Here is a 22,821-nt window from a genome sequence, read left to right on the forward strand (position 1 = left end):
GGTCAGTCTTCGGCGTCCCCATGAAAGAACTAAGTAGCTTGGAACGGTTCGGCGCCCGGTACTGAGGCGTCTGCCCCCTCCGGCACAAGAAGTTGGGTAAACGACCCCAATGGGAAAATGGGGGGTATCTGGGAGTGAAGCGTCCCATCCTCCGCAAGCCAATGATGCGCGACGCCCGGTAGCAGCCGTGCGTCAAGAGGTTTCAGGGCACGCGGGTTGTGGAAGATCGAGATGCCCTCTGCCCAACTTTCCCGGTACCTAGGATCACGTACGTTTTGGCGCAGCAGCAGCGGCTCTGTTGCATTGGGGTCTGGGTCCATCCACATCCCCATGCGCACGATTTGCACTAGGTTGGAACCGAATCCAGCCAGCGCGCCCATTCGAGCGAACTTGGAAATGGTGCCGCTGTTGGAGAAGAGGACAGCTGAGACCTGTTCGGCATCCGGCAACCTAAAGAACCCCGACTCCACCTTCTTCTCGCCCCACACATGCCATTGCAGGAGTCGCGGGGTGACTAAAAGCTTTCCGTCAACGTCGCGGGTCCATTCGTAGTCGTAACCGTAGAGGTAGCGCTGGAGCGCACTGCTGGTCTTGGTCATCGACGCCGGAGACGAAAAGTCCTGTATCGCGAAGAGCAACGGTCGGTCTGCCACGTGCTCCTTCTCCCAGTACTTTTTCTTGAGCTTGCCAGTCAGCGGGCCAGCGAACTTGATCGGCATGTAGTCCTTCAGATGGGCGATCGCTTGCTCAGCTGTTTCCAGCGGCGGCTCGGGAACGACATTACCTTGCTTGTCGCGAGTCGGATTGGCGGTGACTGCCTCCACGTTGAATTCGCCGAACGGACTCGCGCAGCAGAAGTCGGGAACGACATGGATGCGCCCGATCTCGTAGCCGAGCTCTGTGAAGGCGGCGAACAGGTACAATTCCCAGACGCGTGCATCGAATCCGGTCGTCTGGAATTGCTCGATGAAGTTGCCATCCGCGTCGTCGTACCAGCGCATCATTGGTTCGATGATACCTCGGGCAGAGGAGTAGCCCAGTGCATCACTCAAGGAAACGAAGGCGGTATTGAGGGAATTGACGTGCACGACGGGCGTGAAGAAATCCACGGGAGCGCCTGTCTCGTCAGCCTGGAAATACTCTTCGTCAGGCAAATGGGCTTGGCGCTCCATTTCGCGCCTCAAGTCGACGCGGCACCGATGAATGTTGTCATGCCAGCCCGGAGTGGCCGATATCCAACGAAACCGACCACGCCGGTCTCGGCCGAACACCATGCCGCCGAAATCGCCATCGGCTTTGTCGCGAACGATCGTCCCCAAGACGCGCTCGTCACTATGCTCATACCAAGCAATCTCATCGCCGATGAGGCGAGCCCTGGGGGCGCGGGCGTAGGAGGCCAGAGCATCGAATCGGAGGAGTGTTAGCGGCTTCATCTCAAAAGGGCGGGCAGATGTTGGAGTGATAGACGGGTCTTCTTCTGCAGGCGTAATCGAGCATCATAGATGCCTGAACGCAACGCTGTGGCCTCACGCCCAGTGGCACCAGCGAGCATCCTGATCCCGCGCGACAGCGCGCCGGGTCACCCACGGCTTCGCTGAAATCCTTAATGGCTAGGACTACGTCGCGACTCGAGGGAAGGTGCGCTGATATGCCGATCGACTTCTGCGGGCGAATTCCCCTCGACTCATAAGAGTTCCCTGATGTCGGCATCTGGCACGCGGCAAATCTGATCTCAACGTCCGACATGCGGCGCATTGCTGCCGCCAGCCGGCAACCGCTACGAGGATGAGGAAGGACAAACAGGTCGCTGGAAGGCGCCAGGCCACTGTTCACTTGCTATGCGTTGGAATGTGCATATATTGTGCATATGAGAGGTCGGAGATCCGTCATGGCCCACGCACAGCTCGCACATTCCACCGCGGTCTCAGGCTTTGTCGATAGCCTTCAGGAGCCGCGCACGCCTTATATCTCGCCGAAACGCCTGTCGCAGGCGCTTGGCGTGAAGGTGGCCAATCTGGCGCAATTGACCGGCGTCCATCGCAACACGCTGCGCAATCCCTCATCGGAGCGCCTGCAGGGCCGGATGCGCGAGATGGTGAAGGTGATCTCGGCCGCGACGGAGCTCACCGGCGACGTCGACAAGGCAATCTACTGGTATCGCAATGAGCCGATCGCCGACTATGGCCATCGCACGGCGGCCGAACTCGTCGCGGACGGCCAGGTCGAAGCAGTCCTGGCCTTCATCCGGGATCTCGAGAACGGGGCGCGCGGGTGAAGGTCACCCGCGTCGGGCCGGACGAGATCTTCCATCGCTATCTGACACCCAAATGGGCCTTCCTGCCCACCAGCGGTGCAGGCGCGGCGATCGACGGCGGTCGTTTCAACCGGCCCGGTGTCGAAGCGCTTTACCTGTCCCGCGCGCCTCAGACGGCTTTGGAGGAATACAAGCAGGGTGTCAGCATCACCCCGCCGGCAACGCTTGCCGCCTACAAGATCACAGTCGGCCAGGTGGCCGACCTTTCGCAGGGATTCGACCCGGACATCTGGGACGGCGCTTGGCAGGAATGGGATTGTGCCTGGCGCCAGGTCGCTCGCATTGACAAGAAGATCCCGCCATCGTGGAAGCTCGCGGACCTGATCATCACGGCCGGGCTCCGCGGCATCCTGTTCCCGTCGCTGCGTCACGCCGGCGGCACCAATCTGGTGATCTTTCCGGCCAACCTTGTCGACGGGGATCGTGTGGCAGTTCACGATCCCGATGACCGCCTGCCACACGACCAGTCATCATGGCCCTGAGTTGCTAGCTGTCGTATGCAACCCGTCTTCCGATCAGGTCAGAGCGCCTCATCCTCAACGACGCCTGTCGTTGGCTCGCCCTCTTCGCCGTCGCCCTCCCCCCGGCCAAGACCGGTCGGTAAATCCCCGGCCAGCAGCTTGTCCTTCGACAGCAGCCCGGCGTCCTCCAGCGCCTCGAAGTCCGGCAGCTGGCGCAGCGTGTCGAGCCCGAACTGCGACAGGAAGTTTTTGGTCGTCACATAGGTATAGGGCGCCCCCGGCTGCGGGCTGCGCGGCCCCGAGGCGATCAGCTGCTCAGCGCGCAGCATACCGATCAGATCGCGCGATACCTCCTTGCCAAAGAAGGAAGACAGCTCGCCTCGCGTGATCGGCTGGAAATAGGCAATGCACATCAACACCAGCGCCTCCGCCTGCGACAGTTCTTTTGCCCCCTCGCCTGCTGCCGTGCCGAAGGCTGCATGAATGGCGTCGCCAAAAACCCTTCTGGTCCGGTGCTGCCAGCCGCCGGCGACCGCGACCAGCTCATAGGGGCGGCCGGCGAGCTCGGCGCGAATGTCGTCGATGATCAGCTCGATATTGCAGTTTTTTCCCACCACCCGCGCGAGGACACTACGTGTCACCGGTTCGCTTGCGGCAAAGATCACCGCTTCGACGCGGCCCATCCACTCGCGCCAGCGCAGCTCCGGCGGCAGGTGGTCCAGTTCCGTGTCGAGCAGCACAGGCTGTTCGTTCGGCTTCCGGCGGGCGGACGCTTCGCTCATCGCTACAGCCCGAACAGCCGGAATGTGGGGCGGCCGGAAAGCTCGCGCACGGCCTCCAGTTGCTGCAGCCGTTCGAACAGGCGCCGCGATGCAAAGCGCGACAGATTTTTCGTCATCAGCAATCCGGAGACGGCGTCTTCACTGAGCAGCAGGAAGATTACGTCGCCGGCGCCTTTGGCGCGCAGTTTCGGCGCCACCGCCAGGAGTTTTTCGGCCCGGCGCGACAGCTCGGCGGCCAACCGACAGGCGTCCGCGGCGGCCGCAACGAGCGCAACGCAAACCGCCCGCTCAAAATTCTTGTCCCCGGGCCGGATGCGCCGGCCACCGCCGGCCTCGGTGCGGAAGGATGGTCCAAAAACCTGAGCCATCAGCAGCGGCAGGGGCTGCGGCCAACCCAGGCGTTGCGCCAGCACCAGGTCGGCCAGCCACCAGCCAAAGAGCTCGGCATCGGGACGCATGGCGACGACCTCAGCGGCGATCGCCGCGGCGTCGAACGGCGCCGACCGCTGGGATACCGCGAGTTTTTCGATCTGAGTGCAAAGGTCGGCGAGCGCGTCGCTGTCCCAATGGAGGCCAAGCTGGTCGAGTATCTTCCCGAGCCGGTCGGGCGTAGCGGCGGGCGGCTGCCTGGTCAACTGCCGCCAGGCGCCAAAGAGGGCGCCGGCGGGACCGGGATCAGCACCTGGGGGACGCAAATGCCAGGCATCGCGCAAGGCGGCCGCATCCTCGGCGCGGCCGGCGAGCCGCATGCTGGCCGCGGCGCAGCTAAGCGTCAGCCGCTGCCGCCAGGCGCCGGCCCAGGCCGGCTGCGCGCGGGCGAGCGTGTCGAGTGCACCCAGGGCGGCGCCAGCCCGGAAGGCGGCGTCGCCGTCGCTCAGAGCGCCGTCGCTTGTAATCGCCCACGCCGGAACGGAGGCGGCACAGAGGAGCTGGCGGTCGCGGGATCAAGGCGAATCATGATTTTGGAGGGTAAAGTGCTCGTGCGCTTTGTGCCATGGTTTTCGCGCCAAAACGCACAGCCTGTCGCCGCACAAAAACGAACGATAATCTTGCATTATCAATCATTTATCTTTTTCACTGTTTGCTTGCCTATTAAGTAGTCAGCTAACAATCCACCTCTCGAAAGAACGCCCTCGGCATGGCGCGTGGGCAAGGAAGTGTCTGGGACGTGGGGAGGGGATTTCATGGACCATCGGCCGGCAGCGGAGCGGGCCTGGTATTGTGTGACATAGCTGCACGGAATCTTCGTCCGGGCCGATCGAGCACTGGCCTCCATGGCACCAGCGTGAACTCTCGCGACTTCTCGATCACGGCATACTTGCCGCTGGCAAGCGCGACCGATCTGCACAGCGCTATCTCCCGCTCGAAGCCAATGCCGCGCATCTGTTCTTCCAGTTGGTGTCGCGGCGTTATGAGCGAGCATCGATCCCGATTACCTCCAACCGCTCGGTGGGCGGGCGGGCTTGATCCTGAGCGAAGCGACCTCGGTGTCCCCACAAGGCGTCGGTTACTGGGGGACGCCCGGTATTTGGGACAATGCCCATGTCGAAGGCTGGCGGCACGTCACCCGGGAGGTTCACGAAGCCAGTGGCCGCATGTTCCTGCAGCTCTGGCACGTTGGCCGCATATCCGACCCCGAACTCCTCGAAGGCAGGCTTCCGGTGGCACCGAGCGCAATCGCCGCGGCTGGTCATGTCTCGGCATTACGACCCAAGCGGCCGCATCCTGTTCCACGTGCTTTGGAAACAGAGGAAATCCCCGGCATCGTCGATGACTTTCGACAGGGCGCCGAGCGTGCGAAGGCGGCTGGTTTTGATGGGATCGAGTTGCACGCCGCCAATGGCTATCTCGTTGACCAGTTCCTGCAGGACAAGACCAACAAGCGCACCGATCGCTATGGCGGCTCGGTCGAGAACCGCGCCAGGTTCCTCCTCGAGATCGTGGATGCAGTGATAGAGGTGTGGGGTGCTGATCGTGTCGGCGTGCACCTCCGACCTCGGGGCGAGGAGCATGACATGGGAGACGGCAATCCCAAGGCGATCTTCGGATATGTTGCCGACGAACTTGCCAATCGGAAGATTGCCTTCATCTTCGTCCGCGAGATTGAGGCCGAAGACAGCATGCTCGGTGAGATCAAGCGACGGTTCGGCGGCCCGGTCATCGCCAACGAGCTTATGTCGAAGGAAGACGGGGAGCGGTTTATCGACACCGGCATTGGTGACGCCCTGGCATTTGGTCGAGACTACATAGCTACTCCCGATCTTGCCGAGCGTCTTTGGCAGGGCCTGCCTCTGAACACACCGAACAAGGACACGTTCTACGGCGAAGGCCCTGAAGGTTACATTGACTATCCGAGGTTCTCGCCGATACCTTGAGAGGAGGTCCGCTTAAATTGATCTCAGCACTGAAAGCGGCTGGGCAGCTTCCCATCAAAGTCCGATCTTGCGACACAATAAGACCATCGCGTGAAGCGGTCATCCGTTCGCCGCGGATGACCGCTCCAGCGCGATCTGCGTGCGATAGCCGTCGAGCTTGATCTCGTGAATCAGTGTTCACCCTCGGCCGGCCTTGGGACCAGCTTGGGCTCCATCGGCGGAATGAACTCAAGGCGGCCGGCGCCGGTACTTAACCCAGTGAATACTAGGTACAAAGCTTATATTAGCCAGAGTGAACGGAACGTGATTCCGCGCGGCTCCACAACGAAAGTTGCTCGCCTGCGTTGCCTTTCATCCAAAGCCGGTAAGAGGTCCGGCAGCTAATTGAGACCCACGGCAATGATCGCGCCCGGTCAAGCGAAGCTGCGAAGGCGCTGCGGGGCAGCTGATCCAGACGCCCTCGGTTGGTTGCGAAACCAGACGGGGGGTTGGTTGCCAGAGTGGGCACTATGGCGCGTCGATGTCATCGGGAACGCTTGACCTGACAAGGGTGATGATCTGTTGTGTATCGGCAGGCTTGGCGATGAACTTCCCAGAGGCGAATGCCACGTGGCACTCGGCCGGATGGACGCCGGTGTACACAAAGAAAGGCACGCCCAGCGAGACCAGCGTTTCTGCGACTGAGCGCACTCTCCGTCTTTCAATCGGACGTCCAGTATTGCCAAATCCGGACGTTCTTCTGCCAACCACCTTTGCGTCTCCTCACAGGATGCTGTGAGCGCGACCGTGAACCCAGCCTCGCAAAGGCTGATTTCAAGATCGAGTGCGATCATGGGCTCGTCATCAGCAACGAGGACCAGCGGCTTTTTCATGGGTCAGTAGCCATACACGCCCGTCGTTCGAATTGAACTGGACCGATCAAACTTTGAAAAGCGCCGGCGGTTCGAGGAACAAGCCCCTTTGCCCACGAGTTTGTGATGAAGGTAGGAGCATCGCAATCATGGGAGAAGAGAAGTCCAGCGACAAACTCAAGGAGGTGCAGGCTAAGGTCCTCTCCAAAGAAACCGGCATCACGGATGCCCAAGCGCGAGAGCTGATCGAAATGATCGGCACCGATTATGCTTCGTTGCTCCGCCGTCCATACAAATATATCTCAACACGCTGAACCAGGGGCGCCGCATCGGCAGGGTCGCTTACAAAAAGGCCTGTGAGGCGAGCCGTTACGATATCATCTATGCCCATATGCGCAAATCCAACGAGCCTTCGCGCCGCGCCGCCGAAGAGGCGGGCTTCAAGGACGATACAAGACCGTCAATGACGCAACTTCTGCTCGTGTGGCGGCGCTCTTGATGAGATTTTGGCCGCAATGGCTGAAGCCATCGGCGATGGTGGATCTGCGCCAGGTCATGCTTGACCTGAGGCCTGCATTGCGCACGGAAATTAGCGGTGCGGTGGGCGAGGCGGAGCTTGGTCGCTGGGCGCGCCTGAAGGGGCTCTATTATTGTCGTGACAGCGATAATTTCATTATCTTTTCAAAGCGGCCGGCTTTGGCCAGGCGGGTCTTGACCATCGACCAGGCTGTTGGCGAGCACAGCGCCTGGCTGGGGCAATGGCTTGGCTATCCTCCTTGTTGCGTACGCGCGGCGCGGCGGGTCGGTGAGAAGAACCTGGATTCATGGTCCAGGCAGCTGGCCAGCCGACATCACGTCGGAAATTTTGCTTCTATCATGGTCGATGGGTATGCGGCGGGCCGCGCCCTTATCAGCCATATACCGTGCTCGCCTCACTGTTCTGCGTCACTGCGGCTGGCCTCCCAGCTGTTAAAACCGCATTCTCCTGCACAGCGGCCATCGACCCTGGCCAAATTGCGAGGCTTTCATGCAGACGGCCGTCGTCATTCCCTGCCTCAATGAAGAAGCGTCCCTGACCGAGACATGCCTTTCGCTAGGCTTCGGCGGCAGTGCGGCAGTGCCAGGCAGCGTCCTGGTGCTGGTCGACAACGGGTCGAGCGACGGCACCCCTGCCGTGATGGAGGCCGTCAAGAAGGCCAGCCCAACACCTGTCCTGCTGGGACAGACGCTGGAACGCGGCTATGTCCCCCACGACATCTCGGCGTGCTCATGGCCAAAGCCTTTGCTGCCGAGCAAGGGCTTTCTGATGACGAGCTTCTGATCCTCCAGGCCGATGCCGACACGGTCTATGCGAGCGACTATCTCGCCGCCATGCAGGCGGCGGCTCTTTCGGCGCCGCTCGATTTGATTGAAGGGGTTGCCCGCCCGTCGGAGAATTTTTTGAACGACCATGCCGGTTACGCCGCTTGCTGCGCAATGGCCGATGAAGCGGTTTCCAGCCTGTTTGTGGCCGAGCAGGACGAGGTCATTGTTGACGACAAGGTGGCGGGATTTCGCTTGTCACAGTATTTGAGATGAGGGGGGCATCAGCGGGAGTTCGATCGCCACGGTGACGAGATCCACTCGGAGACGTCGCGGCTCTTCCTGCGGGGAAAGACCTATGGCGCCGGGCGTACCCGTTCCGCAGGGGCTGTGGCGTATCCGTCGCGCCGCAAGATCGAGGCCGATCCGCTCGCAGCATTCGCAACGGCCGGCTTTCCGCGGGAACGCCGTTGGCGCGAGCGATGGGCAAAAACCCATCCCGTGTCTCCGTCGTTGGCACAGTTTGATTGCACACCATTGGGCGAGGCGTTTCTTCAGCCCATTTTCATGCGCCAAATGCACGACATCATTCTGTTCGCATTGATGCCGGCGCAAGTGCATCTGGCCCTTGGCCAACGGTCGACAATCTCGCTTGTACAGTCTCCTCTCGCCCCCTTGCTTGAAAAAGTGGACGTCAGCGCCGAAGTGTTGAGGATGGCCCCCGGGCGGCTTTTCGAGGCCTTCTTCATATTGGCCGAGCTCCAACCCGGTCTCTTCTCGGATTGCATCCGCAACGCCCCCCCTCGCGACCTGTCATCGAATGATACGCGATGAGACTTCGACCAAAGCCACGTTTGAGGCGAGTTGCGGCGGGCGAGCTTTCACCGGCTGAAGGTCCACTTTGTCGGAGATATCCATCAGCCCTTTCACACCGTGGAGCGGTTCACCGACGGTGAGCCCGACCAGGGTGGCAACTTGGTTAAGGTCACCTTCTTTGACGACAAAAAGACCAATCTGCATTCCGTGTGGGAGAGCGGTATGATCCTGCACACCAATCTCACCGCCGAAGAACATCTGGATCATCTGACAGCCGATATCCTGCCGAGGCTCGCAGCCGTCTAGTCGGTCGTTCTACGGACCTCAAAGAACCCCCACTTCTTTGGCTCCTGCTGTGTAGAGTAGGTGATTTGGCAGACCTGGTACGCGAGGTCGATTTTGTCCATGTCCTCCGGCGCGGCCGGGAGACCGCCGAGAGACTTGTAGTCCAGCGTTCGACTTGTGGTGGCCTCGACGACCAGGTTCTCCTCCAGCGGAGCCACTATCTCGGGAAACTGCACGCCCGCATCATCAGCGATTTTGTGACCGGCCGAGTCGTACGAGTAGCAGCCGTAATTCCCACTCAGCAAAACAGCGGTGTTGCCGAAATTTTCGACAGAGATAGTATATCTGTTGAAGCCATCGTCGCCCACGCGCTCCTCCACAAGACGACCGGAAAGCAGCGGCTGCTGACGACCCAACTGTTTAATCCAGACGTCGTTGGATTCAAGCTGTGCATTGGTTACCCCCACCGCACCGCCATCGCTGTGCTGGCGCATGAGATCAAACAGGGCTGCCTCGTTCGCAGTCAGCGCATTTTGAAATCGCTTTTTAGCCACCAGCCCGGCGATCACCGAACTTGCCTGGAGTTGCTGGTTTTTCCCCTCATCGAGTATGCGCTTGATCTCTGGTCGTGTAAGAGGCGCTATTCGCTTTTCCTTAGAAGCATTATCATAGATCTCCTTCAATTTTGCCAGCAAAACATCGTCGATACCAAGAGCTGTTCCGTTTGATTGCCTGTATAAATAATCGTTGGCAATCAACCAGCCATTTATAGCGCGCAAGTGATCGTTCGACCATTTGTCAGCAAGCTCGAGTTTAAACGCCAGAGCCTTGCAGGTATAAAACATTGAAAAGGCTGTTATTCGGCTGTCGGGCGTCGTAACGACGCATTCCTTGGTGACGACGTCAGTGGTCGCCTTCATGTCTGCTGCGCGCGTAAGGCGGACTTCCTCGGGCTCAGGCTTGATCCTGAATGTGGCCAGGATGGGAAAGCCCGTCAGGGTTCCGTCTGCCCAGACAACGAAGAGCTGGTGCGATGTGGCGGAGGGGTCGACGGGAATATTTACAATGTCACCGTCCGGGGTGAAATGCACCGCGAGCTGGGCGTCACTCGCAGTTCCGCTGACCCGCAACGACTTCGCCTCGGTACTGGGGGTGACGACGACCTTGAACGCAACCTTATCCTCGGCGGCCGCGCTGCTGCCAGTGAGGGCACAAACGATCAGGACGAAGAGAAGCGCTTTTTGCACGGTTGCCATCATATTACCTCTCAGCCCTTGCCCTTTGGCGCTTCGCCCAGTTTCAATCCGACAATCAGCATCACATAGGTTGCTAGATTCCCGGCAGTTGTAATAAACAGCTGCGAGGTAATTCCCCGATTGTCTGCGGGAGAAAAAATGTTGAAAAGGCCAGCGTTAACCAGGCAAACAAAGATAGTGAACAGGGGGAGCAGAAAGATATAATTGACCAGGCCGCGTACTCTAAGGACGCTCGTGTTGGCTGCTGTGATCACAGCGGCAACCGGCATGATCATTTGATGCAGAACATTCGTATAGACGCCTGGATCCTTGGCGATCGTCGTAACAAATTGAAGCACCAATGTTTCGTTCAATTTCGACGATAGATTCACGGCGAGGCTGTCGCGAATTGATACAAAAACGCAGACAAGGACGATAATCGGTCCGGCGCAATAGAATATCAGTAGAAACATGAGAAGCACAAATTGCTGTGTTGACCTGTCAGAACGGTCTGGATCGGTGTTGTCCGTTGTTGCCATGATGCGTCCTCCAAAAGCATGCCAAGTAAGCTGATCGAGCGTGTTCCTCGTGCTAGTTGCCGTGTCAGTGCCCGAGGAAACGCCTATACACGGACGTTCTTGACACTACGGAACCAATCGCCCTTGCGCGTTGGTTGTTAAATCCTGAAGCTTGTAGGATGGCAGGAATTTCGGACTCTCATAGAGATGCCGCAAGTCATCCTGGCTGAATTCACCCTTCTGGGGCCGCCTTTCGCCATCGCCTGCAGCCCAGGCTGCTTCCCAGATGCGGGCCAAGGTGCGTGCCCCATCCTGCATGCATTGCGCGGTGGGCTGTTTTAGCCCTTCCCACAGGGCTTCGACCTGGCCTCGCCCCATATGCGAATCGAACAGATCGACGATCGTGAGCGGGGGGAGCCTTTCGACGGTCCGCTTCATCAGTTGAACCACGGATACCGCCGCTTCGCTCCCCTTGGCCGTTCCAGCCGTGGCAACCGGGGAGACAGGTGCTATTTCGGCCTCTGGGATCATTCGGATGAGATCCTCGCCGTGTCGGCCAATCATCGTGGTTTCATAGAGGCTATGAACCTTCGCGTGTTGCTTGTCACTCAGGTCGCGCCCATGATGGTATTGTGACACGTGCAGCGGCTGGCAGGCGTCGCCAACATAGTGAGCAACAATGCCGGCAGCGCATACGAATTCCAGGAGATCGCCGTTGCTGGCGTAGTCCACCATCTCATCAAAGATCTGCCAGACGCGGAATGGCAAAGCCCCGCGGCGGTCTTCGCCGATGCCTGCATAGTAACTGTTCCAAATTCCAGGGTCGACGCTCGATGGCGATGCGGCGAAGAGATCAAGCAGCGTCTTGCCATCGCTGCCTGGCTTATCCATGTCCGCGAAGTGATTGCTCTCGTCCGTTGGACGCGTGAAACGCCACACCAGGTCAGCCACGTCAGCCAGTGGCGAGAAGGTCCCAGGCTGATGAGGCTGCAAATCCTGGAGCAGCCGGTCGTCCAGGCCGATATTGTCGGCATTGGCTTCCATCATGGCCTTGAGTTTGGGATAGGCCTCCCCGTCGACGCATGACGTGGCATAGGCGCCGATTTTGACATGCCCCCATTCGCCCCAGTATTCCGTGTGGCCAACGTTCCAGTCAGGGATAACCTCGACATCCAATTCGCGACAGATGGTGGAGAGACAAATCCCAAGCGCAAGTTGGACGGGAACCTTGCCTCCAGGGGCCAGCAGAGCCTGCCCGCCCCATTCCAACGCAAAAGGCCGCAGAATGCGAGCGCCACGGGCGTTCCTCGGCGCGTCGTCGTCGTCAAGCAGCCACAGCGTTCCGGAGTCGCCCGGGTAGTTGTTCAGGGGAGTGGCCGCATCGCGCGGCCCCACGACAAAATCGCTGATATAGTCGATGCCACCAACGGATTTGTAGCGATAAAACAGGCCGAGGATCTTGCCTTTCATCAGGCCGCTGATCGACCCGTAACCAACCACCGGACGGTTGATGGCATCGAGCCGGAAGCTGTCGACGTTCAAATCCCAAACCTCGCCCATTTCCCCCACGCCGTAGATCTGAGCCGTCCAGCCGGTGACGTCGTCAATCCGGATCAGTCCGGCATCGAGATTGGCCAGAACGCGTTCACCGGGCCAACCGGGATAGACATGCTGGAAAGGCAGTTTGGCCAGCTGCAGGGCATCGCTGACACCGAGCCGGCGCTTGAGGTTCTTGAAACCCGCAAAGATCGGTCGCCCGGGCTCACCCACGACATGTCGATTGGTGAGCGCGTAGACGGTATCGCCATCCGTCACGAGACACCCGATCGAGGCTATATGGCGTTTTCCCTGGGCATCGGTGCGCACTGGAAATCCGCCGCCAACGAGGTCGGAGCGGAACACCGGCGGTTCCGGCATTGCCGGAATTCCTTTGTCGGGGTCGACGGTTACGACACATGTTGGCACGACCCTGCCGTCGGGGAGGTATAGGAAGGATGGAACCAATTCTGCGGCCAGGGACGGCTTTGCACGGATCTCTGACGGCGCAAACCAATGGCGCACGAAAACCAGCACGCACGGCCATGACCAGTCCTTCATTGACGCGTTGGTCAGCGTTCGAGGGCCAAGGGTCTCCGGGTCGCTACGGTGCGATGCATCTTTCGAATTTGGGTCTTCATCGCGAATAAGGTATCGCCCAATGGCTGTCGCATAGACCGTATCCAGATGGGAAAGATGAAGGTGGTACGCTTCGCGTGCGTCAAGCAGATCCTTGATGGAAAGCGAGCTGAAATTGTGAAGCTTGAAATCGAGCATTAACCCCTCCCTTTGATGCGCCGACTAAGCTCTTTCCCCTCTCTGGTTGGAAAGATGGCAATATTCATACTCAGGTGCGGGCAAACATACAATCGACACCCAGTTTAAAATTGACGCAATAATTCGAGCCGCGACGGCACTGCTCCGTCGTTTGCTTGGTCCTGATGTCGGTAGCTGGCGCCTATGCGCGAGCTTGCCCCCGAAAAAAAGCTGAGCGACGACTGGGGTGACTATCCAAAGTCTCAAAGAGTTCGGGCAGACTGGAATGACTGTCTACCCATGGTTCTTGCTATCCGATGTGAGTATTCGGCGATAGCAAGATTGTTCCGATATCCGGCTAGCCACGAGCAATCAACAGTGGCACGTTGCCTGGACTACCAGGCTGACGAACGGGGTATGAGGAGGCCATACAATGCCAAACAGGCTCGTAATGATCATTCGGCATGCCGAGAAGCCGGTCCCGGAGGGGCCCGGTCTTGGAGTGACGGAACAGGGCCAGAGTGATCCCACATCATTGACGGTGCGCGGCTGGCAGCGCGCAGGCGGGCTTTGCTCATTCTTCTCCAATCCACCTTTGCCCATGGAAAAACCGGTATCGATTGTTGCGTCGGGCATGGTCAAGAAAGATGGGTCTGGAACGCGCAGCAAACGGCCTAGCCAAACTATTACCCCACTGGCCAGACGCCTCGGTCTACAACCCGATGTCAGCCATTCGAAAGGCGAGGAAGGGTTAGCGGCCGACACCATCCGCGCAGCCGATACGCCTGTATTGGTCAGCTGGCAGCACGAGTCGATTCCCAGCCTGGCAGCTGCAATTGTCGGCAGCGAAGGGGTCGCCCCGCAATCCTGGCCGGACGACGATTATGACAGCATCTGGGTGTTGCAGAGCGATGGCGAAGATGTCTGGTCATTTTCGCCTCAAAGCCAAGCGCTTCTCGATGGTGATGGGTGATCGTCCCAACGCGCATGCCGGTCGCGTTGCTCCGGTAGGCCAAGGCGCCCACGCAACGCCTACTAGGCAGATAAGACGCTCGACCCGACCTGACGCGGCTGAGCCTGCTGTCCCTGTAAACGCGATCATGCGCATCGGTGATCGCGGGTCGGTCAAATGCCGTGTCCCCTCCCCGTCGTTGGAGTGAGCACCTTGAGCGAAGGTCAACCTGTCCAGCGTGCCCCACGCCTCTGTGATTAGGACATGCGCCGACGCTCCAAACCACCTATCAGTCGCGTCGACCTAACCTAGGAAACCTGTTGAGGCTCCGCGACAACTCGTGCTTCGGGCGGCGATTGGCGGGTTAACGCTGCCTCGCAAAGGCTGATTTCAAGATCGAGTGCGATCATGGGCTCGTCATCAGCAACGAGGACCAGCGGCTTTTTCATGGGTCAGTAGCCATACACGCCCGTCGTTCGAATTGAACTGGACCGATCAAACTTTGAAAAGCGCCGGCGGTTCGAGGAACAAGCCCCTTTGCCCACGAGTTTGTGATGAAGGTAGGAGCATCGCAATCATGGGAGAAGAGAAGTCCAGCGACAAACTCAAGGAGGTGCAGGCTAAGGTCCTCTCCAAAGAAACCGGCATCACGAAGGCCCTAGCGCGAGAGCTGATCGAAATGATCGGCACCGATTATGCTTCGTTGCTGCGCGAGGCGCGCATGTTGAAGCGCCGCCCGAGCGACTGAGCGGAGGTCATAGAAAATATGCACGAGCGAGCGCGTAGCCTGCCAGGAGCAACATCGAGAGCACATAAAGAACCAGGAGCAACGGAACCACAGATGGTCCTCGATGGACGGCGGCGTCCGCTTCTTCCTGTTCCTCAAACAGATTGTGATCCAGCCTGGCTTTCGTGACCTCCGAATCGCCCGGCCCGTTGTTGCGGGCGGTTTCTCTCGAAATCCTTGTCGCGATATCTCCTCGGATCACAGAATCCTCGGGTAGATCGCTCGAAAGCCATTCAGGAAGATTGTCGCCATCGCTCTTGTCCATGGCGCCAACAATGTTTTCCGCCTCACTTATGTTCCACGTTTCTAATGTATTTTTGACCTGGCGGCGCCCTCCTAATGCGTGCTCCGATCTGGGCGGACAGTGCTGTTCGAACAAATACAGGGGGGTGTTCCACCCAAGACAACAAAAAGCCCGCCGACCGAAGCCGACGGGCCAAGTGCACCAACAGCTGATCACAATTGCTGTCTAGCCGGAGTACAAGATTCCAACACGCGAAAGGGCCGAAAGTTCCGTAGATGCTAATGTACGACAGGCTCGGGGATAGCCCGGATTTCCGGCGGAGACCCGAACCGTGGAACCTTTCAAAAGCGCATGACTTTTGCCTTCTTCTGGAAGGAGATGCGAAATGAGCCTTGACATCGGAAAGGTCGCCATAGCGTTGCTTGGCCTGCTTGCCTACAAGAACAGGGACAAGATCGGCGAGTTGATCGCTGGCAGGAAATCAACAGATCCCAACGCTAGCGCCGGCTCCTCCCCCGGCGGTCTCGGCGACATCCTGGACCGTCTCAGAAATGTGGGTGCGGGCGATCAGGTAGATTCGTGGGTAAGTAAAGGATCAAACCGGCCCGTTCAGCGCGAGCAGGTTGAAAAAGCAATCGACCCGCAAACGTTGAACGATCTGGCCGAGCAGACCGGATTGTCCCATGACGAGCTTCTCGACCGGCTCACAAGAGAACTCCCCGACGCAGTGGACAAGCTCACTCCCGACGGCCAGTTGCCAGCGAGCAAAGGCCCAAGTCTCCTGGACGAGGTCCCAGGGACTGGTAGCACTTAGCGCCACCTCGCCACCGACGGATAATCATCCCGGGTCGCTATCGCTCGCAATCAGGTGATAGCGGAAATGATTGCGAATACACTCGTTGAAATAGCGACCCTTGGCGAACGCGGCTTTGAATGCCGCAAAGGTCTCCGGCGGTACTCCCTGGAAGTCCTACCGCTTGCCGCTGGCGACGAACCACACCGACAAGGACCTTGCGCTCGGGATCGTATTCCGTTTTGCGAATCGAGGTAAAGGGCATAAAGGCTCAACGAGCGGAAAAGCCGTCGCGTTCCTCGTCTTTGATGGCGGGGCGCAAAGAAACCCGGCGGCGAACCGTCCCTCTAGTTCAGCGTCGGCGGCCGGCCCGGCCTGAAACCTTTCAGCGCCGCGGCGATCCCCATCATCACCGACTGCTCGGGGTGTCGAGCACGCGTAAAGTGCCCGGCTCGTCGCCACCAACGCCGCAGATCGGGAGGACCTGATAATCGCCTTCGAAAGGCTCCGTGTCGGCATTGGCGAAGAAGTCGTATTCGGGAAAGCACCTCTTGAGGAACGCCTCGACTTCGCGCAAGGCCGGTTCGGCCCGACGCCCGGACAGTGGCAGGATGATGAAGCTGTCGACCTTATCGCCCGCAGGCATGCCCGAAATATCGAAACCAGATCCTAGCGCCCTAATGGATGTTCTGTTTTCGTTAGACGATCAGGTGGCCAAGTCAAGCCACGGGCACGCGAAATCGCCGGCACGTCAATACCTACTTCTTGGGATGGAATTTCCCGGGCCGTCTGGCAAGCTCGTCTCGAAAGGAGCCTCGCCATGACGTCTCTCACCTGCAGCCTTGCCGCCGATACCAACGGAACGTGGCGGGTCGTCTTCTTGCCTGAAGAGCTGCATCTCTATGTGGAATTCAGCCCGCCGCAAGCCAGTTCAGATCCCGTGGACTGGATGAGTGTGGACGACTTCCTCGCCTGGCGCCCGAAAGGCGCGCTCCACAAAAGAGCGCGCGACCGGTTGGTCTCGCTCATTTGCAATGCCATGAAGGATCAAAACGGCAAAAGAACAGAAGGCTATTGCAGAGCCGGGGGGATGGCTATCCACAGAAGCAGTGCAACGCCGATCCCGTAAGGAACCAGCACGACCGCCAGCGCTACCCAAAAATTGGGGTCCGCCAAACAACCATGTCACTGTGAAGCTGTTCCGTCGCGTGTTTCCAAGGAGTGTGTGTTTTCAGCCTTCAGCCGCTGCTCCCGGAGCCGAGCCGTCTTGGCGTCTCGGGCCGCGCGCTCAACATCGATTAATGACCGTGCAGCTTCTGATGTGCGCTGCTCTCTCTCATCTCTTTGTGTCCAAGTGGCCAAGCGGCGCTCTCCTATGTGCCGCCGACCTGGCGGCACGGTGCTGCTTGCTCGAACCATGGTCGCAGGCGAGTGTTCCACCAAAAACAGCAAAAAAGCCCCGCCGCACCTTTCGGCACGGCGGGCTTGTTAAATTTTTGCGACCAGATCGGAGGGCCGCGGGGTTAAGGCGGTTCGGACGTTAATAGATCAAGCGGCGCCGGTGCTGGCGTGATGGTGAATACAGCGGAAGGGGCCGAAACGACTATTGGGTTCGTCAGCTTGTGCCAGAGATTGCAGAGGTAGGAAAAACGGGCATCGTAGCGCACTTTACCAACCGCGGCCGCCAAAGGGATCGTGACGGAACGCTGACAGGTTTCCCGACCTTCCGGAAGATACCCTTCGATTGTACGTTGAGGGGACGTGGACTGTCCCGTGAGAATCGGTAACGAAGCGCTCGAGTGTGGGGCATAGCCGTTAGGCCCGATCGCACTGGCGCTGGTAAATTAGCAATCATGCATGAACGGGCGTATAATCCGCTCCAGCTGGGGGCGAACGCTCTCAGCCGGTACGCCGAGCGGCCAAATCGTCCGCCAAATGCCGTGGCGCTATCAGGTGATGTGGGTAACGACGTGAGACGGGATAAGCACAATCCGCCAACTATGAAGGGCAAAATCCAAGGGTCGCCGGACAACGACGAACCGGGGCACTTGGAGTTCTGCCCAATTTGCGGCCAGACATTCGACAAGCGAAACCTTGTCGAAGTGCTGCATCATCACCTTCCCGAGCATGAGCCGTTCGCGACGGATAGGTGACGGAGGTCGAAGCCGCCTCGGTTTTCCGCGAGTTGGATAAAAAGTCCCGCCGCACATGCCAGGACGGCGGGACCCGATCAAGTGCACCAGGCCGGGGGGATGCGGGGGCGGTGCACGCGGACCGTCAGGGACTTTAGGCGCGTCAATTGCGATGCGTCCACCAACCGACGGTTGGAGCGAAATTCGGCCGACAAGGTCACATCCGGGTTCACTATCGCGGCCACCAGACGATACCGGAAGTGGTTGCGGATGTGGTCGTTGAAGTAGCGGCCTTTGACGAAGGCGGTTTTGAACGCGGCGAAGGTCTTCGGCGGGACGCATGTTGGGATCGCGGAGGCAGAGCCGCAATTCTGCGATGATCTCCGTTAGTAGCGCGTCTTTGTCATGGCCTTCATGTCGAGCAGATCGCACCTACCGCTGGATATGGTCTTCGCTTCGAGACCATCGTCACCACCGACGCGGGCGATCCCCTCGCCTCCATCATCCGCCGCATGAACGCACGTCCTGCGGATGGAGAGCAGCCACAGCAGGAACGTCGCGGAAAGCTTCGGCGCCTCGAGCAATTGGTCGGCGTGCAGCAGATTGATCGTGCCCCTGCCCCGGTCTCCAAAGCCATCACGTATTTCCGGCAGAGACAGAGGCGAAAATAGAAGGAGCGCCTGAGCTGGCGGCCGTCACCGTAGGGATACTGAGATCCAGCTGCCGACATGCTCAAAGCCGCCAGCGACAAGCATCCCCACATGAAGCGGCTTTTTGTCAGGTTTGGCCGTCATCGTATTGGAGGGGTGCCCGTTGCGACCTTTCTGGCCAAGGTTTGAACCTTGAAGCCCACCGTAGGCATGTTGATAACGGATGCCGAGGGCGCGAGCGATCTCGGCCGTGGTCATGCCGGATTTAGGCAATTCGCGAATCTTTTCGGATTTGCTCATGCCGCCAAAGATACCAGTGGCCGCTGATTTGGTCGATGATGCTGCGGGATCCTATCGGTCTCTACGGCATACCAGAGGTCACCGACAAATACGAAGCATACGCAACAGGGCCTACGTCATGCTGATGGACGAAGGCGCCACCGCGAGCGAGATCGCGGGCTATCTATTCACCGTGGCCACCTATACATGGGACTAACCGACTGCGGGCGGCTAGCCGAGAGAAGCGATCAGGTCGCCAAGCTACTCTTCAGTCTCCGACCTGAATTCAGTACCCACTGATGCAGCAATTCGAGGCTGCCGGAGTGCAGCGCGGCCCCGAAGCAGACCGTGAAACGATCGCACTCGCGAATTGACGCTGCCCGGCGGTTGGCGAAGTTTGCTCACAGGGCCGTACTTGTTCAACCGATGCTGATCCAGATGTGCGAGCAGCGCATCGATTTGCCGCCCATCCAGCGCCTCGAAGGCTGTGCATATATCGATCCCGCACGTCTCCAGGATTTCGCGGGCGCGCTTCGCATTTTCAATCCGTTCATGCATCAGGGTAGTCTCCGATCATGGCGGCAGTCGCTTTGGTCAGCATAATCGCTACCGCAGAGATTGCCAGACCGAAAAGCCAATCCGGGCGGCCTTGGCCGGATGGCTACGCTGAGCCGCACGAAGTTAGGATACTTCCGATATGAGGCGAGCAGCCTGGCGCTTTGGGCCGGAACCGGGATGGCCACTTTCAGGGATGGACGCTTTCGCAGGCCTCGCTCCGGTGCCGCTCCGTCCGCCACCTCGTGGCGTGTGGTATGACACCGCCGCCGAAATACGACTAGTCCGGCAGGCCCGCCAGACGCCAGCCATCAACAAACGGCTGCGCAGTGCTCATACTCCTAAAGGGTGAGTTCGCCGCCAAATCAGCGGACCTCCAATTTGGATTGCCCGCAAGAAATAGGCGGGCTTCCTCCTGTGCCTCAAGAACTCGGCCGGCGAGGGCAAGCGCGGCAAGCAGGTGCTCCCTCGAACCCGTCCCGTAGGTTCCTTCCCGGCTCAAGGTCACAACAGCGTCATCGCACTGACCGAAGGAAATCTGCGCCATTCCCATGATCCAGAAATACCAACCGGGTGGACGAGGATTTAAACGGAGCGCCTTGGCACAAGCTAATCAGCGCCGCTTACGGCTTGGCTAAATAGATTTGAAGCTCACCAATCCATGCAACCGCATCTGCATTATTGGGATTTAGCCGAACGGCAGCATCAAATTGGAATCTTGCTTCATCCTATTGCGCTCGTAAATCTGAACGCAGCCCAGGATCCTGCGAACGTGGGAATCGCCGGGATCGATTTCCCAGGCTCGTTGCGCATGCATCAGAGCCTTTGCGCGACCGGGTATCTGTGGTTCTCCCCAGATAACCCAGCCAAATAGCAGTGAGACGGCAAGATTGCTGTGCGCTTCGCTGTAGTTTGGATCGAGTTGAACAGCACGCTCCAAATCAGCACACGCCTCACTGTTGTCTGATCTGGAAACGTTGCATTTGCCTCGCGACCTAACACAAAGATCATAGGCTTCGAGATTTGACGGTTGGGAACGGGCAGCGATATTCTCTTCACCAAGCTTGCCAGAAATCGCTTCAACAACGCGTCGCGTGACCTCGTCCTGAACGTCGAAGATGTCGGCGATATCGCGGTCGAACCGCTCAGCCCAGATGTGATTGCCGCCTTGCGATCCATTGATAAGCTGCACATTGACAGGAACGAAAGAGCAGAGCTTCGCATAGACGCGCGGAATGTCTAGGGCCGCCGGTTCCGTGGTCAGTGGGTCGGGATGGCGCACTCAGAAGCCGAGCTTGAGGTCGTTGTTCCAGCGGTGCAACAAACTGTTGTAACAATGCGCGAAAAGCTAAACGATTTCCGCCCATTAGACGTTAGCTCGAAAGACGCGTGGTCCGCCAAACCATATGTGTGGGCCTGTTCCACCGGCTAGAACCAGAGGATCTAAAAGATCCAGTATCTAAGGGCTACCAGCGCCTATTTCTCCAGCGTGCCATAATTAGGCGACCAAGAGACGGTGATCGGAATGGAGGAAGGCTGCCAATCGGCCAGTGCTCGTCCGGTGTATAACCTCCGGTGAGATGATGCCGCTCGAGTTCTCGGGTCGAGCTTGCGACGTCTCGGTTTAGGGCAACGATGCATGGGGACGATGTCATGCAGCGTGTGGCACGCGCTCTCATGGCCCCGGCACTTCGGGACCGTGCGGATGGGCACGCTTTTTGTGGCGGCGCAAAGCGCTTGATCCGTGTCCAAAACCCGACAGCGGCACAAAACACGTCAAGTGCATGACAACCGGCCATCTTGGGAATGCGGAGGTTTTTCCGGATATTCACGCGCTTACGCGACGCTGACCGCGCTGGCACGGCCTTTGCTGATTGAGCCGCGGCAACACTGAGTGAGGTGACTGCACACAGACGCGCAAAACGAGCGATGACCTCTTCCGTTGAACCCGTGTGTCCCCTCTCTAACGGATCTAACGGAAAACAAGCTCTCATGAAGTCCCGCATCCTTTGGCAATAGCTTTGGAGATCAGCATGGTATTGCAGATGGAGTCCCCGGCTCCTTCGATTCAAGTGGAAACTTGGCTGCGCGGCGAGGCCCTCACGAGCTTTCAGCCCGGCAAAGTTTACATCGTCGAATTTTGGGCAACGTGGTGCGAACCATGTGTGAACGCGATGCACCATCTGATGCAGCTGCAGGAAAAATACCAGGACAGCGGAGTTGAGGTCGTCGGGGTCGCGGCGAATGAACACGCTCCAACGGCCGTTGAGGCCCGAACCAAGTTGGACGCGTGGTTGACCGAAAAGTGCTCGAATCTGAGCTATCGGATCGGCTTCGATCACACAGGCGCAATGAACAAGCTTTGGATGGAGCCCAGCCTTTCTGTCGTGATTCCGACCTCGTTCGTGGTCGACCGAGACGGCCACATTGCCTTTATCGGTTATCCGATGCACCTCGATGAGGTTGTGCCTAAAGTGCTTAACGGCAGCTGGCGCACCAGCGATCAAGCAAAATCCGTCGATCCCGAGCGCATCGCCACAAACCAACCCATAGCGCGCGAACAAGCCTAAGATAGCCGGTCGCAAAGCGACCGCCGTAAGTTTCTATTATCCGGCGGTCGCCCGGTACTTTCATGAGGGCGGCAACAAGGATCGCGCGATCGAGCTGACGAACCGGCAGTGAAGTCGCTGGACGGCCCGGAGCCTATCGCGGACGGACTGAAACCTGTTACCGCCTTAGGCCTTGGCTAACTGCAAGGCTGAGAAGGTCGTTGCGGCGCTCTCTGTAGACCCGACCCAGGCCACGGAATGTCCTACACTGGTTAACGGCCCTTTCGCCGATACCGCGCTGGGATGTGCCGTAGCTCCATATGGCGCAACACCTGACCCCTTTTGTCCGCCGGGCGAGAGAAGCGGCTTTATGCCGTTCCATCCTTCACAGGGGTGGAACCGCTCGTCTTTTCCGATGTGCCGTACAGCGTCGAGGATCACGCCCGCCACACCTGCTTCCGTTCGGGCCTGAAAGGATTCTTCATGAGCGAATCCCTCAGGCCGACGGCAGCTCTCGTTTGAAGTTTCCGATAGCGGCCTCGGAACAAAGGCCATCCGGCGCGCCGCCGGCGAAGACGTTCAGATCGGAGCAACTTGGGACCGCGAAGGGGAGAGGCGATGAACCTGATCGATAGTCCCCTGGTTGAAT

At 59.0% G+C, this 22,821-nt stretch carries 31 protein-coding genes and 5 pseudogenes; 17 read left to right on the forward strand and 19 right to left on the reverse strand.

The features are described from left to right. Nucleotides 1-29 precede the first annotated feature (29 nt). Complete coding sequence (locus tag AC0L2Y_RS11385) at nucleotides 30-1,319, reverse strand: hypothetical protein (RefSeq protein WP_473556132.1); 1,290 nt, start codon at nucleotides 1,317-1,319, stop codon at nucleotides 30-32. A gap of 569 nt (nucleotides 1,320-1,888) precedes the next feature. Between AC0L2Y_RS11385 and AC0L2Y_RS11390 the strand changes: the two genes are divergently transcribed. Further along, nucleotides 1,889-2,275, forward strand: coding sequence for a hypothetical protein (locus AC0L2Y_RS11390; RefSeq protein ID WP_008877514.1), 387 nt, complete (start codon nucleotides 1,889-1,891; stop codon nucleotides 2,273-2,275). Further along, nucleotides 2,272-2,796, forward strand: coding sequence for an RES family NAD+ phosphorylase (locus tag AC0L2Y_RS11395; protein ID WP_473556135.1), 525 nt, complete (start codon nucleotides 2,272-2,274; stop codon nucleotides 2,794-2,796). Before AC0L2Y_RS11390 ends, AC0L2Y_RS11395 begins: the two co-directional genes overlap by 4 nt. A gap of 38 nt (nucleotides 2,797-2,834) precedes the next feature. On the opposite strand, the gene scpB is transcribed toward AC0L2Y_RS11395, so the two are convergent. The 3 genes and pseudogenes from scpB to AC0L2Y_RS11410 form a co-directional block, all read right to left on the reverse strand. After that, a complete protein-coding gene (scpB, locus tag AC0L2Y_RS11400; protein ID WP_473556138.1) occupies nucleotides 2,835-3,557 on the reverse strand; it encodes an SMC-Scp complex subunit ScpB in 723 nt (240 codons plus the stop codon). 2 nt (nucleotides 3,558-3,559) lie between these two features. Continuing rightward, a complete protein-coding gene (locus AC0L2Y_RS11405; protein ID WP_473556425.1) occupies nucleotides 3,560-4,453 on the reverse strand; it encodes a DUF1403 family protein in 894 nt (297 codons plus the stop codon). 358 nt (nucleotides 4,454-4,811) lie between these two features. Beyond that, a pseudogene (locus AC0L2Y_RS11410) lies at nucleotides 4,812-4,898 on the reverse strand (DUF3363 domain-containing protein); the annotation flags it as partial. Between the two features lie 12 nt (nucleotides 4,899-4,910). Between AC0L2Y_RS11410 and AC0L2Y_RS11415 the strand changes: the two are divergent. Both AC0L2Y_RS11415 and AC0L2Y_RS11420 read left to right on the forward strand, forming a co-directional pair. Then, nucleotides 4,911-5,012 (forward strand): annotated as a pseudogene (locus AC0L2Y_RS11415) (ATP-binding protein); the annotation flags it as partial. Between the two features lie 32 nt (nucleotides 5,013-5,044). Next, nucleotides 5,045-5,932, forward strand: coding sequence for an alkene reductase (locus AC0L2Y_RS11420; protein ID WP_473556427.1), 888 nt, complete (start codon nucleotides 5,045-5,047; stop codon nucleotides 5,930-5,932). A gap of 507 nt (nucleotides 5,933-6,439) precedes the next feature. Here AC0L2Y_RS11420 and AC0L2Y_RS11425 read toward each other — a convergent pair. Together AC0L2Y_RS11425 and AC0L2Y_RS11430 are read right to left on the reverse strand one after the other, a co-directional pair. Beyond that, nucleotides 6,440-6,622: a hypothetical protein gene (locus tag AC0L2Y_RS11425; protein WP_473556450.1), complete on the reverse strand. Its 183-nt coding sequence runs from the start codon at nucleotides 6,620-6,622 to the stop codon at nucleotides 6,440-6,442. A gap of 17 nt (nucleotides 6,623-6,639) precedes the next feature. Then, a pseudogene (locus AC0L2Y_RS11430) lies at nucleotides 6,640-6,804 on the reverse strand (response regulator); the annotation flags it as partial. A gap of 128 nt (nucleotides 6,805-6,932) precedes the next feature. Here AC0L2Y_RS11430 and AC0L2Y_RS11435 point away from each other — a divergent pair. The 6 genes from AC0L2Y_RS11435 (at nucleotide 6,933) to AC0L2Y_RS11460 (ending at nucleotide 9,207) form a co-directional block, all read left to right on the forward strand. Beyond that, complete coding sequence (locus AC0L2Y_RS11435; RefSeq protein WP_473556140.1) at nucleotides 6,933-7,097, forward strand: hypothetical protein; 165 nt, start codon at nucleotides 6,933-6,935, stop codon at nucleotides 7,095-7,097. A gap of 181 nt (nucleotides 7,098-7,278) precedes the next feature. After that, the gene (locus AC0L2Y_RS11440) at nucleotides 7,279-7,845 is read left to right on the forward strand and encodes a hypothetical protein (RefSeq protein WP_473556142.1); all 567 of its coding nucleotides are present in this window, start codon (nucleotides 7,279-7,281) and stop codon (nucleotides 7,843-7,845) included. After that, the gene (locus AC0L2Y_RS11445) at nucleotides 7,811-8,104 is read left to right on the forward strand and encodes a glycosyltransferase family protein (protein ID WP_473556143.1); all 294 of its coding nucleotides are present in this window, start codon (nucleotides 7,811-7,813) and stop codon (nucleotides 8,102-8,104) included. Before AC0L2Y_RS11440 ends, AC0L2Y_RS11445 begins: the two co-directional genes overlap by 35 nt. Further along, on the forward strand, nucleotides 8,053-8,361 hold the full coding sequence (locus tag AC0L2Y_RS11450; protein ID WP_473556145.1) for a hypothetical protein: 309 nt from the start codon (nucleotides 8,053-8,055) through the stop codon (nucleotides 8,359-8,361). The genes AC0L2Y_RS11445 and AC0L2Y_RS11450 overlap by 52 nt, the downstream gene beginning before the upstream one ends. 114 nt (nucleotides 8,362-8,475) lie before the next feature. Then, entirely contained in the window at nucleotides 8,476-8,919 is a 444-nt protein-coding gene (locus AC0L2Y_RS11455) for a hypothetical protein (protein ID WP_473556147.1), read from the forward strand. Between the two features lie 99 nt (nucleotides 8,920-9,018). Then, the gene (locus tag AC0L2Y_RS11460; protein WP_473556429.1) at nucleotides 9,019-9,207 is read left to right on the forward strand and encodes a S1/P1 nuclease; all 189 of its coding nucleotides are present in this window, start codon (nucleotides 9,019-9,021) and stop codon (nucleotides 9,205-9,207) included. Here the strand turns inward: AC0L2Y_RS11460 and AC0L2Y_RS11465 are convergent. The 3 genes from AC0L2Y_RS11465 to AC0L2Y_RS11475 form a co-directional block, all read right to left on the reverse strand. After that, nucleotides 9,204-10,445 (reverse strand): hypothetical protein, encoded by a 1,242-nt coding sequence (locus AC0L2Y_RS11465; RefSeq protein WP_473556149.1) that lies wholly within the window; start codon nucleotides 10,443-10,445, stop codon nucleotides 9,204-9,206. The two genes, AC0L2Y_RS11460 and AC0L2Y_RS11465, sit on opposite strands and share 4 nt — an antisense overlap. Before the next feature lie 8 nt (nucleotides 10,446-10,453). After that, complete coding sequence (locus AC0L2Y_RS11470) at nucleotides 10,454-10,960, reverse strand: hypothetical protein (protein ID WP_473556150.1); 507 nt, start codon at nucleotides 10,958-10,960, stop codon at nucleotides 10,454-10,456. Nucleotides 10,961-11,065: 105 nt separating this feature from the next. Next, complete coding sequence (locus AC0L2Y_RS11475) at nucleotides 11,066-13,252, reverse strand: Nal1-like putative serine protease (RefSeq protein WP_473556152.1); 2,187 nt, start codon at nucleotides 13,250-13,252, stop codon at nucleotides 11,066-11,068. Nucleotides 13,253-13,664: 412 nt separating this feature from the next. On the opposite strand from AC0L2Y_RS11475, the gene AC0L2Y_RS11480 reads away from it, so the two are divergent. After that, complete coding sequence (locus AC0L2Y_RS11480) at nucleotides 13,665-14,204, forward strand: histidine phosphatase family protein (protein ID WP_473556155.1); 540 nt, start codon at nucleotides 13,665-13,667, stop codon at nucleotides 14,202-14,204. A 287-nt stretch (nucleotides 14,205-14,491) separates the two neighbouring features. Here the strand turns inward: AC0L2Y_RS11480 and AC0L2Y_RS11485 are convergent, their stop codons facing one another. Further along, nucleotides 14,492-14,632 (reverse strand): hypothetical protein, encoded by a 141-nt coding sequence (locus tag AC0L2Y_RS11485; RefSeq protein ID WP_473556157.1) that lies wholly within the window; start codon nucleotides 14,630-14,632, stop codon nucleotides 14,492-14,494. Nucleotides 14,633-14,760: 128 nt separating this feature from the next. On the opposite strand from AC0L2Y_RS11485, the gene AC0L2Y_RS11490 reads away from it, so the two are divergent. Then, a complete protein-coding gene (locus AC0L2Y_RS11490; protein WP_473556159.1) occupies nucleotides 14,761-14,931 on the forward strand; it encodes a hypothetical protein in 171 nt (56 codons plus the stop codon). 7 nt (nucleotides 14,932-14,938) lie between these two features. Here AC0L2Y_RS11490 and AC0L2Y_RS11495 read toward each other — a convergent pair whose 3' ends face one another. Next, nucleotides 14,939-15,235: a hypothetical protein gene (locus AC0L2Y_RS11495; RefSeq protein WP_473504780.1), complete on the reverse strand. Its 297-nt coding sequence runs from the start codon at nucleotides 15,233-15,235 to the stop codon at nucleotides 14,939-14,941. A 364-nt stretch (nucleotides 15,236-15,599) separates the two neighbouring features. On the opposite strand from AC0L2Y_RS11495, the gene AC0L2Y_RS11500 reads away from it, so the two are divergent. Next, nucleotides 15,600-16,028 carry a YidB family protein gene (locus tag AC0L2Y_RS11500; RefSeq protein ID WP_473556160.1) on the forward strand — a complete coding sequence of 143 codons (429 nt, stop codon included), beginning with the start codon at nucleotides 15,600-15,602 and terminating at the stop codon, nucleotides 16,026-16,028. A gap of 24 nt (nucleotides 16,029-16,052) precedes the next feature. Here AC0L2Y_RS11500 and AC0L2Y_RS11505 read toward each other — a convergent pair. Then, nucleotides 16,053-16,139 (reverse strand): annotated as a pseudogene (locus tag AC0L2Y_RS11505) (KTSC domain-containing protein); the annotation flags it as partial. On the opposite strand from AC0L2Y_RS11505, the gene AC0L2Y_RS11510 reads away from it, so the two are divergent. Continuing rightward, nucleotides 16,129-16,386 carry a hypothetical protein gene (locus AC0L2Y_RS11510; RefSeq protein WP_473556164.1) on the forward strand — a complete coding sequence of 86 codons (258 nt, stop codon included), beginning with the start codon at nucleotides 16,129-16,131 and terminating at the stop codon, nucleotides 16,384-16,386. The pseudogene AC0L2Y_RS11505 and the gene AC0L2Y_RS11510 sit on opposite strands and share 11 nt — an antisense overlap. A gap of 30 nt (nucleotides 16,387-16,416) precedes the next feature. Here the strand turns inward: AC0L2Y_RS11510 and AC0L2Y_RS11515 are convergent, their stop codons facing one another. Continuing rightward, nucleotides 16,417-16,653, reverse strand: a complete 237-nt coding sequence (locus tag AC0L2Y_RS11515) for a hypothetical protein (protein ID WP_473504775.1) — start codon at nucleotides 16,651-16,653, stop codon at nucleotides 16,417-16,419. Between the two features lie 174 nt (nucleotides 16,654-16,827). Here AC0L2Y_RS11515 and AC0L2Y_RS11520 point away from each other — a divergent pair, with 174 nt between their 5' ends. Beyond that, nucleotides 16,828-17,136 carry a hypothetical protein gene (locus AC0L2Y_RS11520; RefSeq protein ID WP_473556165.1) on the forward strand — a complete coding sequence of 103 codons (309 nt, stop codon included), beginning with the start codon at nucleotides 16,828-16,830 and terminating at the stop codon, nucleotides 17,134-17,136. Between the two features lie 1,101 nt (nucleotides 17,137-18,237). Here the strand turns inward: AC0L2Y_RS11520 and AC0L2Y_RS11525 are convergent. The 6 genes from AC0L2Y_RS11525 to AC0L2Y_RS11550 all read right to left on the reverse strand — a co-directional run bounded on the left by AC0L2Y_RS11525 (nucleotide 18,238) and on the right by AC0L2Y_RS11550 (nucleotide 20,905). Beyond that, nucleotides 18,238-18,489, reverse strand: coding sequence for a KTSC domain-containing protein (locus AC0L2Y_RS11525; RefSeq protein WP_473556431.1), 252 nt, complete (start codon nucleotides 18,487-18,489; stop codon nucleotides 18,238-18,240). 36 nt (nucleotides 18,490-18,525) lie between these two features. After that, nucleotides 18,526-18,798 (reverse strand): helicase HerA-like domain-containing protein, encoded by a 273-nt coding sequence (locus AC0L2Y_RS11530; protein WP_473556433.1) that lies wholly within the window; start codon nucleotides 18,796-18,798, stop codon nucleotides 18,526-18,528. 36 nt (nucleotides 18,799-18,834) lie between these two features. Next, nucleotides 18,835-19,089: a hypothetical protein gene (locus AC0L2Y_RS11535; protein ID WP_473556168.1), complete on the reverse strand. Its 255-nt coding sequence runs from the start codon at nucleotides 19,087-19,089 to the stop codon at nucleotides 18,835-18,837. Nucleotides 19,090-19,329: 240 nt separating this feature from the next. Next, nucleotides 19,330-19,626: a hypothetical protein gene (locus AC0L2Y_RS11540; protein WP_473556169.1), complete on the reverse strand. Its 297-nt coding sequence runs from the start codon at nucleotides 19,624-19,626 to the stop codon at nucleotides 19,330-19,332. 277 nt (nucleotides 19,627-19,903) lie between these two features. Beyond that, nucleotides 19,904-20,170: a hypothetical protein gene (locus AC0L2Y_RS11545; protein WP_473504720.1), complete on the reverse strand. Its 267-nt coding sequence runs from the start codon at nucleotides 20,168-20,170 to the stop codon at nucleotides 19,904-19,906. A 141-nt stretch (nucleotides 20,171-20,311) separates the two neighbouring features. After that, on the reverse strand, nucleotides 20,312-20,905 hold the full coding sequence (locus AC0L2Y_RS11550) for a tetratricopeptide repeat protein (protein WP_473556172.1): 594 nt from the start codon (nucleotides 20,903-20,905) through the stop codon (nucleotides 20,312-20,314). Nucleotides 20,906-21,656: 751 nt separating this feature from the next. Between AC0L2Y_RS11550 and AC0L2Y_RS11555 the strand changes: the two are divergent. Both AC0L2Y_RS11555 and AC0L2Y_RS11560 read left to right on the forward strand, forming a co-directional pair. After that, nucleotides 21,657-22,190 (forward strand): annotated as a pseudogene (locus AC0L2Y_RS11555) (TlpA disulfide reductase family protein); the annotation flags it as partial. A gap of 375 nt (nucleotides 22,191-22,565) precedes the next feature. Further along, the gene (locus AC0L2Y_RS11560; RefSeq protein ID WP_473556435.1) at nucleotides 22,566-22,694 is read left to right on the forward strand and encodes a hypothetical protein; all 129 of its coding nucleotides are present in this window, start codon (nucleotides 22,566-22,568) and stop codon (nucleotides 22,692-22,694) included. Nucleotides 22,695-22,821: the final 127 nt, after the last annotated feature.

This window comes from Mesorhizobium sp. WSM4830, assembly GCF_055811495.1.